Origin of the sequence: Sphingomonas glacialis (genome assembly GCF_014653575.1) — a bacterium.
GTDB classification, from domain to species: domain Bacteria; phylum Pseudomonadota; class Alphaproteobacteria; order Sphingomonadales; family Sphingomonadaceae; genus Sphingomonas; species Sphingomonas glacialis.
On the sequence record NZ_BNAQ01000007.1, the window covers coordinates 72,019 to 86,303 of the forward strand.

The 14,285-nt window shown below is 61.7% G+C and carries 9 protein-coding genes and 3 pseudogenes; 8 read left to right on the forward strand and 4 right to left on the reverse strand.

All coding sequences use genetic code 11. The features are described 5' to 3' along the window. Window positions 1-9: 9 nt before the first annotated feature. Both IE187_RS18605 and scpC read left to right on the forward strand, forming a co-directional pair. The gene (locus IE187_RS18605) at window positions 10-735 is read left to right on the forward strand and encodes a hypothetical protein (protein ID WP_189677514.1); all 726 of its coding nucleotides are present in this window, start codon (window positions 10-12) and stop codon (window positions 733-735) included. 167 nt (window positions 736-902) lie between these two features. Further along, window positions 903-2,417, forward strand: a complete 1,515-nt coding sequence (scpC, locus tag IE187_RS18610) for a succinyl-CoA:acetate CoA-transferase ScpC (protein WP_189677515.1) — start codon at window positions 903-905, stop codon at window positions 2,415-2,417. A 78-nt stretch (window positions 2,418-2,495) separates the two neighbouring features. Here scpC and katG read toward each other — a convergent pair whose 3' ends face one another. Beyond that, window positions 2,496-4,790 carry a catalase/peroxidase HPI gene (gene katG / locus IE187_RS18615; protein ID WP_189677516.1) on the reverse strand — a complete coding sequence of 765 codons (2,295 nt, stop codon included), beginning with the start codon at window positions 4,788-4,790 and terminating at the stop codon, window positions 2,496-2,498. A gap of 123 nt (window positions 4,791-4,913) precedes the next feature. Further along, entirely contained in the window at window positions 4,914-6,533 is a 1,620-nt protein-coding gene (locus IE187_RS18620) for an oleate hydratase (RefSeq protein WP_268249535.1), read from the reverse strand. A 463-nt stretch (window positions 6,534-6,996) separates the two neighbouring features. Here IE187_RS18620 and IE187_RS18625 point away from each other — a divergent pair. Beyond that, a pseudogene (locus IE187_RS18625) lies at window positions 6,997-8,547 on the forward strand (ISL3 family transposase); the annotation flags it as partial. 64 nt (window positions 8,548-8,611) lie between these two features. Here IE187_RS18625 and IE187_RS18630 read toward each other — a convergent pair. Further along, window positions 8,612-9,682, reverse strand: a pseudogene (locus tag IE187_RS18630) (IS630 family transposase); the annotation flags it as partial. A gap of 155 nt (window positions 9,683-9,837) precedes the next feature. Further along, window positions 9,838-10,173, reverse strand: a complete 336-nt coding sequence (locus tag IE187_RS18635) for a diacylglycerol kinase family protein (RefSeq protein WP_229839516.1) — start codon at window positions 10,171-10,173, stop codon at window positions 9,838-9,840. Between the two features lie 89 nt (window positions 10,174-10,262). On the opposite strand from IE187_RS18635, the gene IE187_RS18640 reads away from it, so the two are divergent. From IE187_RS18640 to tnpA, 5 genes and pseudogenes are all read left to right on the forward strand, one after another. Next, window positions 10,263-10,502, forward strand: coding sequence for a hypothetical protein (locus IE187_RS18640; protein WP_189677519.1), 240 nt, complete (start codon window positions 10,263-10,265; stop codon window positions 10,500-10,502). 92 nt (window positions 10,503-10,594) lie between these two features. Then, window positions 10,595-11,176, forward strand: a pseudogene (locus IE187_RS18645) (glycoside hydrolase family 130 protein); the annotation flags it as partial. A gap of 99 nt (window positions 11,177-11,275) precedes the next feature. Beyond that, window positions 11,276-11,968, forward strand: coding sequence for an NAD(P)H-dependent oxidoreductase (locus IE187_RS18650; protein ID WP_189677521.1), 693 nt, complete (start codon window positions 11,276-11,278; stop codon window positions 11,966-11,968). Between the two features lie 105 nt (window positions 11,969-12,073). After that, window positions 12,074-13,087 carry an HWE histidine kinase domain-containing protein gene (locus IE187_RS18655; RefSeq protein ID WP_189677522.1) on the forward strand — a complete coding sequence of 338 codons (1,014 nt, stop codon included), beginning with the start codon at window positions 12,074-12,076 and terminating at the stop codon, window positions 13,085-13,087. A 329-nt stretch (window positions 13,088-13,416) separates the two neighbouring features. Continuing rightward, on the forward strand, window positions 13,417-13,851 hold the full coding sequence (tnpA, locus tag IE187_RS18660) for an IS66-like element accessory protein TnpA (RefSeq protein WP_189677528.1): 435 nt from the start codon (window positions 13,417-13,419) through the stop codon (window positions 13,849-13,851). The last annotated feature ends 434 nt before the right edge of the window (window positions 13,852-14,285 follow it).

Consider the following 14,285-nt stretch of genomic DNA (forward strand, 5'->3'; position numbering starts at 1 on the left):
GGCCGCATAATGTCCCACGACGCCCCCACGATCGATCGCGCTCTTGCCAAGGGCATCTCCGGTACGCACCAAGCTGTGGTTGATAAGGTGTTCCAGCACCCGCTGTCCCACAATTTGACGTGGCGCGAACTGACCAACCTGTTGGAAACGATCGGCTCGGCCGAGCCGCGACCCAATGGAAATCTGATGCTTCGTATCGGCGGCGAACAGCTTTCGCTGAAACCCGGGCGCGGCAAAGACCTGGATGCCACCGAGATCATGGATGTTCGGCACCTGCTGGTTAGAGCCGGCTGGTCCGATAAGGGTACCGAGCCGGCTGCACCTGCTCCAGCGGCTGCGCCGGACATGCTCGTCGTGATCGACCACGCTGGCGCGCGGCTCTACCCGATCCATGGCGAAAGCCATACAATGGCCGTCGAGGAAACGCGCCACCTGCTGCACGAACATATCGATCGTAAGCGTCACGACGCCGATCGCGACGAAGAGTATCCGGCCGACACCCGCTTCTTCGAAGCTGTCGCCGAAGCGCTGCCGGCCACGGGCCGCATCGTGCTTGTGAGCGAAGGAAAGGGGCAGAGTAACGAGGCTGGTCACTTCATCGCATACCTTACCCAACACCACCATTTGTTGGGCAGGCGCGTCGCCGTTCCGCTCGTGGCGGACCTCTCGCATACGACGGTGCCGCAGATCGTAACGATGGCACGCACCGCGCTCGGGACTATGCCGAGTACCTGAAGACAAGGCGGGTTGATCCGGGCCGGGCAAACGGTTGGTTGCCAGCGGCGAATAGGTCGTACACTTGAGGGCACCGTGTAGACAGACGTTTGCCAGACCGGGCAGCGGCGACCTTCGAACGTGCTGCATGATCGCACGCGCTGCGGCTTGGTGAAACGAGGCCCACAATGAGCAAGAGCCGTATCGACAATCCAACCTTGCGCGCACGCGTCGTGGGTCCCGAGCAAGCAGCTGCGCTCATCGATTCGGGCAGTACGATCGGCATGAGCGGCTTCACCGGCTCGGGCTATCCCAAGGCGGTACCGCTCGCGCTTGCCGCTCGAATCGAAGCCGAGCACGCCGCCGGGAATCCGTTCCGCGTGAGGATTTGGACTGGTGCCTCGACCGGGCCTGAGCTCGACGGCGCGCTGGCGAAGGCCGACGGCATCGAATTCCGGCTGCCCTATAATTCGGACCCGATCGCGCGCGAGAAGATCAACCGCGGCGAGATGGAATATTTCGACATGCACCTGAGCCAGGTCGCGCCGATGGCGTGGCAGGGCTTCCTCGGGCCGCTCGACACCGCGATCATTGAAGTCTCCGGCATCCGCGCCGACGGTTCGCTCATTCCTTCCTCGTCGGTGGGCAATAACAAGACCTGGCTCGACCGCGCTGAAAAGGTGATCCTCGAGGTCAACCATTGGCAGAACCCCGCGCTGGAGGGGATGCACGACATCTATTACGGCACCGCGCTGCCACCGCACCGCGTGCCGATCCCGCTGGTCCGGGCCGACGACCGGATCGGGGAGCCGTATTTTCGTGTCGATCCCGACAAGATCGTCGCGATCGTCGAGACGGAAGCGCCCGACCGCAACCTGCCGTTCGCCGCGCCCGATGCCGCGGCGCATGCGATCGCCGGGCATCTGATCGAGTTCTTCACGCACGAGGTCGCGCGCGGGCGCTTGCCGGCGTCGCTGCTGCCACTGCAATCCGGCGTCGGCAACATCGCCAATGCGGTGCTGACCGGTCTCGTCGACGGCCCATTCAGCAACATGACGTCGTTCACCGAAGTCATCCAGGACGGGATGCTCGACCTGCTCGATTCGGGCAAATTGCGGATGGCGTCGGCGACTGCTTTCTCGCTCAGCCCCGAGGCAGCCGCGCGGCTCAACGCCGATCTCGGGCGCTACCGCAACGCGATGATCTTGCGCCCGCAGGAGATCAGCAACCATCCCGAGCTGATCCGCCGGCTGGGCTGCCTCGCGATGAACGGGCTGATCGAGGCGGACATTTACGGAAACGTCAATTCGACGCACGTCATGGGATCGCGCATCCAGAACGGCATCGGCGGATCGGGCGATTTCGCGCGCAACGCCTATGTGTCGATCTTCATGACGCCGTCGACCGCCAAGGGCGGCAAGATTTCCGCGATTGTACCACAGGCGAGCCATGTCGACCATATCAGCCAGGACGTGCAGGTGCTGGTGACCGAACAGGGCCTTGCCGATCTGCGCGGGCTCAGCCCCAAGCAACGCGCGATGCTGATCATCGAACGCTGCGCGCATCCCGATTATCGCCCAGCGCTCGCCGATTATTACGCCCGCGCGCGGATCGGATCCTACGGCCAGCAGTCGCCATCGCTGCCGGGTGAGGCGTTGTCGTGGCATCAGCGCTTCATGGAAACGGGGTCGATGCGCTTCTGACGGGCAGGGTGGTCGCGCATGAAAAGGGGATCGGGAGCGCATCGATGTGCGCTCCCTGGAAACCGCCGGATTGAAGCTCTAGCCGCGGACGTCGTAGCGATCGAGCATCATCACCTTGTCCCAGACCTTGACGAAGTCCCGGACAAACCGGGCTTGTCCGTCCCCTGCGGCATAGACTTCGGCGACCGCACGCAGCTGGCTGTTTGCACCGAAGACCAGGTCGCAGCGCGTCGCCCGGAACCTCGCGATGCCGCTCTCGCGGTCGTCGAGCGTAAAGGTCATGCCCTTTTCGTCCGCCTTTTTCCATTCATACGCCATGCTGGTCAGCACTGTGAAGAAGTCGTTCGACAGCACGCCGACCCGGTCGGTGAAGGTGCCGCGGGAAGACCCATCATGATTGGCACCCATCACCCGCAAGCCACCGACCAGCGCGACCCATTCCGGCGCGGTGAGGCCCAGAAGCTGCGCCTTGTCGAGGAACATCTCCTCGGGCGAGACAGCCGGGGCGATCTGGTCATAGCTGTCGTCGACATAGTTGCGAAAGCCATCGACCACGGGCTTCAGCCAGTTGGACATCTCGACGTCGGTCAGGTCCTGCGTCGTATCGCGTCGCCCCGGCGTGAAGGGCACGGTGACGGCAACGCCGGCGTCGGACGCGGCCTGCTCGATCGCCCCACAGCCGCCCAGCACGATCAGGTCGGCCAGCGAAACCTCGGTACCGCCAGCTTGCTTGCCGTTGAAACCAGCCATGACGCCGCGCAACGCGGCGATGACGGCGACGGTGCGCCGATTGATCGTCCAGTCCTTCTGCGGGGCGAGCGCCAGCCGTGCGCCGTTCACGCCGCCGCGCTTGTCGCTGTCGCGATAGGTCGCTGCCGCCGAAAAGGCCGTGAAGACCAGATCCGATGGTGACACCCCCGTCGCCATGATCGCCTGTTTGAGCCCGGCCACGTCGCCCGCTTCAATCGTACGGTGCGTCAGCGGAGGGATCGGATCCTGCCACAACAGGTCGTCCTCGTTACGTTTCTCGGGTCCGAGATAGCGTTCGCGCGGACCCATATCGCGGTGCGTGAGCTTGTACCATGCCTTGGAGAATGCCTGGGTGAAGGCGTCGAAATCGCCGAGGAATTTCTCACAGACCTGGCGATAGGCCGGATCGACCTTGAGCGCGATGTCGCTGGTCATCATGATCAGCGGGTTCATGCGCCCCGGAACATGCGCGTCCGGCGTCTTCGGCGCGGTCGGATCCACCGGCGTCCACTGCAATGCACCCGCCGGACTCCTGGTCTGTTCCCATTCGAACCCGAACAGGTTTTCGAGATAGCTGTTGTCCCACTGCGTCGGGTTGGGCGTCCAGCTGCCTTCGATGCCGTTAGTCATGGTATATTCGGCAAAGCCGGTGCCTTCGGGGTTCTGCCAGCCCATGCCCATCGCCTCGATCGGCGCAATCTCCGGCGGCGGACCGACCTCGCCCGCGCTGACCATACCGTGGCTCTTGCCGAACGCATGGCCACCCGCGATCAACGCGACGGTTTCCTCGTCGTTCATCGCCATGCGCGTGAAGGCGATGCGGATATCGCGGGCCGATCCCATCGGATCGCCCTTGCCATAGGGGCCTTCGGGATTGACGTAGATGAGCGCCTGATGCGTCGCGGCGAGCGGGTTTTCGAGATCATAGTCCGCATCACCATTCTTCCCGCGCCATCGCTTGTCGCGCGTCACCATGCTGTCGGACGAAGGCGATCCGGTGGGATCCCAGACTTCCGGACCCCAATAGGTGCTGGTGTCGGCCTCCCATGCATCATGCCGACCGCCCGCGAAGGCATAAGTCGGAAAGCCCATGATCTCGAGCGCGCAATTGCCGGTCAGCACCATCAGGTCGCCCCAGGACAGCGCGCTGCCGTATTTCTGCTTGATCGGCCAGATCAGCCGACGCGACTTGTCGGTGTTGCCATTGTCCCACCAGCTGTCGATCGGCGCGAAGCGCTGCAAAGCCTCGCCAGCGCCGCCACGGCCATCGGCGATGCGGTACGTGCCCGACGCGTGCCACGCCATGCGGATCATTTGCGGACCGTAATTGCCGTAATCCGACGGCCACCACGCCACCGACGAGGTCAGGAATGTCTTGATGTCCTGCTTGAGCGCCGCATAATCGAGGCCCTCGAACGCCGCCGCATAGTCGAAATCGTCGCCCAGCGGATTGGCTTGCGGACCGTTCGAATGAAGCTGCTCGACCTTCAGCCGGTTCGGATACCAGTCCGACAAGGACGGCGGCGTGCCCAGCGTGCCGCCAATGCGGTCGCCGCCGAACGGGCATTTTCCCGCCATCTCGAAGCTGTCGGTGTTGGTCTTGTCGGTTTTGATATCGAGCATCGTGCTATCCTTTGAGGCTGGAGCGCGCGGCGGCGGCGCGGGCTCGGGAGATGATGCATCGTGGCCAGTGATGCGCGTGCCCGCACCGCCGCGAAATTGCGTCCCGGATCGGCGGTATCGGCACTATCGATGCAGCGTCCGGATCGCGTCCACGATCACCTTGGGACTGTGCAGCCCCTTATACACCGGCGGCGGCGTCTTTTCGAGCTTGAGCAGCGTGTAGACCGCGGTCATCGCGCAGCGGATCGAATATTCCACGGTAAACACGACGTCGTCGGGCTGTTCGGCATATTGGCCGAGAAAGGCGAGGTTGGTCGATCCGATCGGCACCACCAGCGGCCGGTCGCCCATCTTGCGCTTCATGAACTGGCTGGTGATGTAGGGCATCGCGCACGGAATACAGGTCGATGCCGCGAGGACCGCCGCGCTGTCGGGCGTGCTGAAGCGCAGATGGCCGAGCACTTCCGCCATAATCTCCGCGCCATTGCACTCGACCAGCGGCTTCTTAACGTAATCGCCAGGGCGATCGTGGAACAGGCCATAGCCCCACCACACCGCGACGCCCTCGGGCTGCCCCGGGAAAAAGGGCTGGTGATAGATCGACAGCGTCAGCAGCCAGGCGGATTGCTTGAAGGTGATCAGCCCGCCGGTCCCCGCCGCGCTCCCGCTGAAGCGCTCCATCAGTTCCATGAACAACGGGTCCTTGACCGTTACGGTGAAGGAGATCCACGAACTCTCTTCCACATTGCCGTTGAAGGCGGCGGGGTTACCGAAGGCGGGCCGGCCCTCCGCCAGCTTTTCCCACAGCTTCCATGCACCCGAATGGTTGGTCGTATCGAGGCCGGGGGCCTTGGTCATCGACCCGAACGCCTTGTCGGCGGTCATCGAACCGTTGGTGACGAACACGCAGTCGCCCGGTGCGACCGGGATCGCCGCGGGGCCATCGGCGGTCAGCGTCGCGATGCTCGTCACGGTGATCGCGTCGCTGCCCGCGGCGAAGCCCAGATCCTCGACGCGGACGCCGTGCCGGAACTGGACACCGCGATCCTTCAGCCAGGTCATGAGTGGCACGATCATGCTGTCATACTGGTTGTAGACAGTGCGATAAATATCGTGCTGAACATCGATCGTCGAGAAATGGTGGATGAAACGCCGCAGATAGCGGCGGAATTCGATCGCGCTGTGCCACGGTTCGAACGCGAACAGCGTGCACCATTCCATCCAGAAATTGGTCTCGAAGAAATGGGGCGTGAAGCAATCGGTAATGCGCTTGTCGTCGAGCAGGCTCTCGGGCTCGCCGATCAGCGTGACGAGGTTGATCCGGTCATGCTCGTTGAAGCGCATTGAATGCGCGTCGGGCACGCTGCCGTCGCGATTGACCAGCCGGACCTTGTTGTCCCACGGCCATTTCTTGGCGGCGCGGTTGGTTTCCTCGGTGACCGAAATCGTCGGATCGGTCGCTGACGGAATGCCGTCGAGCAGGTCGAAGGTGCATTGGTACATCGCCTCGAACATGCGGCTGCCGCTCATGAAATAGCCGTCCTCGGCGGTCCCGTGCGCATCGAACGCGCCGCCGGTCTGGTGGCTTTCCTCAAGGATCGTGATGTCCTTGCCGGCGACGTCGCCATCGCGCAGCAGGATGACCGCCCCCGCGAGCGAAGCGATGCCGCTGCCGACGAATGTGTAACTGCTCATAAAAAGGCGATCCTTGTCAGAAGGATCGTGCCTTACCTGCGTTTGCACCGCCGCGAGCAGTGTCGGAAACTACTCACAGTCGCGTCGTGCACCACTGCGCAGGCATTCCGTACTCGGCTGATGTTCGTCGCAACCGTCGGTCCCGTCACGGGCCGTGCCCCCGCGCGATGGTCGTCTGCATCTGTAGGTATATCCCCAGGCTGCGACAGAAGATGCGGCGCGTCTAGCCAGAAAGCAGAATTTCGCCCGCGGACGCGCAACCGACCGAAAGGCTGTAGGCAGTATCCGGGGGTGGGATTATTCTTGCGGACCTTGAGGGAGCGCGGTGCTTCACCGCCCACCTCCGTCACCATCAGCATCCTGCTCAGTGCTCTGCCATGCCGACAGGATCTTAGCTCCGAGTGTGGATAGGCGTCCAAGCATGGGTCTGACTCAAATTCCGTGCAAATTTGACAAGATCGTCCGTCGGAGTGGCACTTCCTGCTGGTGGCTAAGGCAGGAGCGGGAAGCGATGGGTACACGGGGATGGGACGACAGCCTATCGCTGCCAGGGTTGATCGTAGATCACAGGGCGATCGTTGACGGCGTCGTGCGGATGTCCGGACGGATGGCTGCGTCGCACGCAACCTGTCCGGATTGCGGCACGACGTCGGCATCTTGCCACAGCCGGTACGATCGCAGACTTTCAGATTTGCCGGTCAGCGGGGCCAGGGTCGAGCTTCGGCTGTCGGTGCGGCGCTTCCGGTGCGTGCATGATCCTTGCCCGCGCATGACATTCAGCGAGCCGTTGGCGCCGACCTTCGGCCGGCGGTACGGCCGGCGGATCGGTCGCTGTGAGGCGCTGCTGCGGGCGGTAGCTGTCGCTCTTGGCGGCAGACCGGGTGCGCGGATGATGGCGCGATTGGCGGTGCCGTGGTCGCGCGATACGATGCTGCGTGTCCTGCGCCGCGGCGATCCGATGGTAGAGCCGCCATCGCCCGCCCGGGTGATCGGCATCGATGACTTCGCGTGGCGCCGCGGGCACAGCTACGGCAGCATTGTCGTCGATCTGGAACGCCGTCAGGTCATCGACCTCTTACCCGATCGCCAACGCGAGACGGTGGTCGCGTGGCTTCGGCAGAATCCGCAGGTGGAGATCATCTGCCGGGATCGCGGGCCGGGCTATGTCGCTGCGGCCAAGGAAGCGGCGCCCCAAGCCCGGCAAGTGGCCGATCGCTGGCACCTGTTCGAGAACGCGTCCGAGGCTTTTCTGGCCGCAGTCCGTTCCGAGATGCCCCGCCTGCGCCTGGCGCTTGCACCTTCGGAGCCGGTTGATCCCGCGACTCTGACCCGCGCCGAGCACCTCCAGTGGGTTGGTGCCCAACTGCGCGAGTCACTCAACCGGCAACTCCAGGATCTTGCTGGGCAAGGTGTGTCGATCAAAGCCATGGCGCGCACCACCGGCGTTTCACGCCAGACGATCCGCAAAATCCTGCGCGGACAGCGTCACGACACATTCCGCAATCGCCAGAGCTCGCTGGATGCCTGGTCGCTCACACTCGAGGCCGAGTGGAACGCCGGATGCCGGGTGGGTGCCGAGCTATGGCGCCGACTGAAAGCGTCGGGCTTTGCGGGGTCGTTGCGCGTGGTCAGCGAATGGACCACCCGCCGTCGTCGTGACGAGAAGCTCGGCCACGCTGTCGGCGCCTCACTGAGTGCGCGCACAATCGCTCGCAGCATGACAACCGAACGGGAGACGGGGTCGGCGCAGACGGCGATGGTCAACGCGGTGATCGAGCGGGCGGTGCCCGCGCTGGTCGCGGCCCGCGACGTCCTTGACCGCTTCCATGCGATGATGCGTTCCAAGGACGAAGCGCGCCTTGATCCGTGGATTACCATCGCCGCCGGCAGCAAGCTCGCTGCCTTTGCCGCTGGCGTCGAGGCCGACAAGGATGCCGTGGCCGCCGCTATCTCGAGCCCATGGTCCAGCGGACAGGTCGAAGGCAACGTCACTCACCTCAAATCGATCAAGCGCCAAATGTACGGCCGCGCCAAGCTCGATTTACTCAAGGCGAGGATGATGGCTCCGGCAAGACCGTTACTTGCACGGAATTTGAGTCAGACCCCTTTTTGCACGCCGATCCACACGAATCTAACACTTGGTGCCCGCGTCTGACGGCAGCGATGATTTTGTCGGGGTCAGCGGTCCAGACGAAGGACTTTGAGCTTTCGTTGTGCTCGACCAGGAAGCGGTTGATGGCGGCCTGAAGGTCGACGAGCGAATGAAACACGCCGCGTTTGAGTCGACGGTTGGTCAGCCTGGCGAAGAAGCCCTCGACGGCATTAAGCCAGGAACAGGACGTTGGCGTAAAGTGGAAGGTGAAGCGCGGGTGGCGCTCGAGCCACTCGCGAACCTAGGGGTGCTTGTGAGCGGCGTAATTGTCGAGGATCACATGGATCGCCTTGCCGGCGGGCACGCGCGTTTCGATCAGATTGAGAAAGCGGATGAATTCCTGGTGGCGGTGCCGCTGCATGTTGTGGCCGGTCACGGTCCCGTCGAGGATGTTGAGCGCGGCAAAGAGCGTAGTGGTGCCGTTGCGCTTGTAATCATGGGTCATGGTGCCGGCTCGCCCCTTTTTCAGCGGCAGGCCGGGCTGGGATCGGTCGAGAGCCTGGATCTGGCTCTTCTCGTCGAACGACAGGACGATCGCATGAGCGGGCGGCGCGACATAAAAGCCCACGACATCGCGAAGCTTGTCCATGAACTCGGGATCATTAGACAGCTTGAACTGCCGAACGCGGTGAGGCTAGAGGCCGTGGGCGCGCCAGATCCGGTGAACCGAACTGGCGCTGATGTCGGCTTCGCGGGCCATCAGCGAGGCTGTCCAATGGGTCGTCTCACCCGGCGGCGGCTCATGCGTCCGGCTCGCTACCCATGCGACAACCTCCGCGGTTAGGGGAGGGATGCGCGACGGACGGGTCTTGTCGCGGAGCTGCCCCTCCACCCCTTCCTGCATGAACCGCTCCTGCCAGCGCCACACGCATGTCTTCGATGTGGCCGTCCGCCGCATGATCACGCTGGTGCCGATCCCCGCGGCGCTCAAAAGCACGATCTCGGCGCGCCAGACGTGCTTTTGGGGCGCGTTACGATTCTTGCAGATCCGCTCGAGACGCTCTCGGTCCGCCGACGCAAGGTCGATGACTATACCACTCCGCATCCCCGATGACTCGCACGCCAAAACGTCGACGGGAATCCCTAATCGGACTCAAATGTCAGGCGAGAACCACTAGACTTCGTCTGCTTCCAGACTCGGGCGATAAATTTCGCCTTGTTCAACACGCAAATGCTTTCGCTTCGCCGAGCATATGGATATTACGCGAGCCGCTGGAGTAAGCGCGGCACGAGGGTCAGCAAGCTGATTGCTGCGGCAGCTAATGAGGCAGCCAACACTCCACCTGCCGCCAAATCCTTTACGCGTCCGATTGATGGATCGAAGTCGGTGCAAATACGGTCGCAAAGCTCCTCAATGGCAGTGTTGATGGCTTCGGCTACCCAGACAAGTGCAATCGCGACCACGAGCCATCGCCAATCCTCTCGGGACACGTGTAGAGCCAGCCCAGCGATAATGACGATGCCCGACGCCGCCAAGTGCAACCATGCATTGTGCTCGTCGCGTGCCAACCATCGCAGGCCGCGAGCAGCATACACGAAACTTTTCAAACGAGCTTGTGCACGAAAGCGGGGCTTGGTTGATGGAGGCCTTTGGCGATCTGACATGAACCGTATGTTGCACCTACATGGAACGGCTGCAATCGGAAGCAGCGAGCCGTTCATTTCCAACCGTTACTGGGTCGCTTAACCTCATATCCATCGGACCGAAAGCAGTTCAGTTCATCGACATCGTGACGGTTTCGCCGTCGGTGTCGCCAAGCATCGTCACCGCGATCTTGATGATCCAAGAAGGTCAGGACGGCCTCGGCACCTTGCTGACGGTTTCCGGCTTGGTTGGTGCGTCAGCCATTGGCAATCCCCGTTAACATAAACCCCTGCCAGACGAGCCGGTTCAAACGAACGCCGCCGCTCAAACGATCCTTGAGCGACGGAGGTCGGTAATATGATCAGCGATCTAGGCACTTATACCGCCTTTAGTGGCGAGGAGATTCGCGAGGAGCTGCTGCGCACGACCGACTTCGAAACATTCGAGCTCAACGCTCTGCGCGGACCCGCTGCGGTCAACAAGGGGCTGGCGCTGTTTCCGCGGCGAATTGACGGGCAATATGCAATGCTGGGGCGGCTGGATCATGAAAATATCTCGTTGCTGAAATCTAATGACCTCTACCATTGGGACTCGGGCACGAAGATTTTGTCGCCGCGTTGGGTTTGGGAGTTCGTCCAGCTCGGCAATTGCGGGTGCCCGATCGAGATCGACGAGGGCTGGCTGGTGCTGATCCACGGGGTTGGTCCGGTGCGCAATTATTGCATTGGCGCATGTCTGCTAGACAAGGCAGATCCGACCAAGGTGCTGGGACGCCTTTCGACGCCGCTGCTGCGCCCGGGCTTGGTTGAACGCGATGGCTACGTGCCCAACGTCATCTATAGCTGCGGTGCGCTACTAAGCGGTCGCACGCTGATCTTGCCTTATGGTATCGCCGACAGCTTTACGACGATGGCGACGGTGTCGGTTGATGCATTGCTAGCAGCGATGACGTGATCAGCCCAGCGTTGTAGGGGTTTTCCGATCCTTGATCGAAGGCTGCCGAGACAGGATCCTGACCCTGATGTCCCTCGGGCAGCTACAGGAGAGTCAATTATGAGCGGCACGAAGAAATCCAAGCACGTCGTCGTCCTGTGCCACCCTGAGCCGGACAGCTTCAATGCGGCGGTGGCGGCAAAATATTGCGCGGTGGTCCGCGAAAGCGGCCAGCAAGCGGTTCTGCGCGATCTCTATCGCATGAAGTTCGACCCGATCTTGCAGGGCAATGAGCGACCGGGTTCGGCGACCTTTCATCAGTCGCCGCACGTCGCGCACGAGCTCGACATTATCGCAGACGCAGCATTTCTCGTCTTTGTCTATCCTATCTGGTTCGGAACGCCGCCCGCTATGCTCAAGGGCTATGTCGACCGGGTATTGGGATCGGACTTTTCCTTTCGTGCCGTCAAGCGCCGGGACAACAAATCTCGCTTGGCCGGGACGCATCTCTTGAGTTTGACATCGTCGGGAACCTCGCAAATGTGGCTTGATGAGCAAGGGGCGTGGCAATCGCTAGTGACGGTTTTTGACCACTACCTCGAACGTGCCTTTTCGATGGCCTCGACGGAACATGTTCACTTTTCCTCGATCGTCGATGATTTAAGCGAGCGCTTCTTTGGTCAGTATATGCAAGAGGTTCTAGAGGCTGCGCACAAGAGTTGCAGCATCGTCAGGGAAGACGTTTCCGCCGGCGAGTGCACCGCGTATGACCCCGCGCTCGATCGCCAGGTCGAGCCTTCCGAGGATTTCTGATTAGTTTCCGAGCCCGCATGTGGCCAAGCGATAACCGAAATCTCTCGTAGCAGATTTTCTGCTCAACCCCTGAAATTGGTGTAGGGTACTCGGGGGACAGGATATATGCAGGATAATCACGACACTTCACCGATACAGGCCCGAATTCAGTCACGATTTCCGCTTGGTACAGACTTTCAGGCTATACTAGCCTTGATTGGCGATGCTGTGGTAAGTACGGATCACAACGGCCATATTATACTGTTCAACTCCGCTGCCGAGGCGCTGTTCGGCTATTCATCGACAGAAATACTCGGACGTCCGATTGATGTCCTCATTCCATCCCGGTTTCAGGATCAGCATCGAGCGGATCATGGCCAGTTCTGCGCAGCCGATATTGCGGTGCGCCGGGTGATGGGTGCCGGACGCGAAGTCCGGGGGAGGCGCAAGGACGGCACGGAATTGGCGGTCGAGATAAGCCTAAGCCGACAGCTTTTAGACGGGCACCACATCGGCACCGCCGTTATCCGGGATGTTAGTATTCGAATTGGCGAGGAAAAACAACGTGAGCTGGTCGCCAACGAGGTAGCGCATCGCCTGCGCAACACGATGGCAGTTATAAATTCAATCGTGGCACTGACAGCGAAGTCGTCCTTGTCGGCCGAAGAGTTGAAGAACGCTTTGCTAGGCCGCTTTGCTGCAATTTCTCGTACCAACGAGTCCCTCATCCGCCGCTCATGGATAGAAGCGAATCTCCGCGAACTTCTCGAGTCTGAGCTCGCGCCGTATAGGAGTGATGACAGCAGATTAATTCTCGAAGGACCAGATATAGCGATCGATCGAGAGATTGCTGTCGCCTTGGCATTAGTCTTTCATGAGCTTGCAACTAACGCTTCCAAATATGGTGCGCTGTCCACCCCGAACGGTCGGCTTGAGGTGCGTTGGCGGGCCACGACATCCGAAAAGCAGGTGCTTGAAGTGATGTGGCGCGAGACTGGCGGTCCGGCGGTTGTGCTACCGAAAAGACGAGGCTTTGGCAGCGAATTGATCTCCAAGGGCCTTCGTGGTCACGGCGGCAAGGCAGAAGTAGACTACCTCGTCGAAGGTGTAATTTGCAGCTTGAGTCTCCCGCTCGAATGAAAACAAACCTGTAAATCTCATGGTAGCCGCGCTCGGCCTAGCAAGGTTGTGCGACCTGCCAGTCGGAAATTATTGTAGCTTGTTGCTTGCTTACCTCTGCTACCTGTCGCATCTGCGCAGTTCCGAGCGACGTCGTCAGCGGCCAGCCGTGCCCTCCATGTGCCACATCTCGCGATTACAGGCGTCGGCTTGCAGCCCGGTTTCGCTTTCGATCACCATGTAGTCAACTAGACCGCGGCGCTCAGGCGTAAGCGCTGTTCCGTCTCCACCTTGCGGGCGCGCTCATCGGCTGCGACTCTTGCGGCATGGATATGGACGAGCCTGGAGCTATGTCGGGGTCAAGTGCTGGGGCTAGCTCGGAGCCGTTTCGGCGGTTTGAGGTATTCACCGGCGCGGGGCGCCGGCGGTCGTTTTCGACCGAGGAGAAGCTGGCGCTGGTGACGCGGATGGCGGGTTGCGACAACATCAGCGAGCTGGCCCGTCGGCATGACCTTCGGCCCTCGCAGTTGTTCACGTGGCGGCGCGAGCTGCGGTACGTCGCGGAGGGCGCACAGCGATCGGCACGTGCGTTGCCCGAACCGATGTTCGTCCCTGCCGTGATCGATCCCGTTCCCGAGCGTACCAAGCCTGGCCGGGCACGGCGGCGCCGCTACCCGTCAGCTGCGGTCGAGCTGGAAATCGACGGAGTATCGGTAAGGATTGCGCGCGGTGCAGACGCGGGCGTGATCGCCGCGGTGATCGACGCCCTCAAGGCCTCACGGTGATCGGCCCCGGCACTGACGCCCGGGTGCTGGTGGCGACAAGGCCCGTGGACTTCCGCAAGGGCGCGGACTCGCTCGCCGCGATGGTGAAGGCCGAGTATGGCGCAGACCCGTTGTGGATAGGCGTCCAAGCATGACCCCCGCCAAAATCGAACTAGGTGATTGTAAAGCTAACAAAGCCGAGGTTGAAGAGGGTCCAAGTCGGCGCTGATCGGGACCCCTTAAAATGAACGATTCTACGGGTTTTCAGGTGGTTGCGCCGCAAACAGACTGGGTCCGATTTCGGCGCCTATTCACAGAGCAGGATATGCTTGATCATTGCCTGTCCTTAGTTTCGGTGGCTGGTTGGAACTCGCCGAGAGAGGTGGCTCGGCAAATCTGGACAGGCTTCTAAGTGGAGTTTCTGCCTGAAGGCGGCCAGCATGGCTGCCGAACAG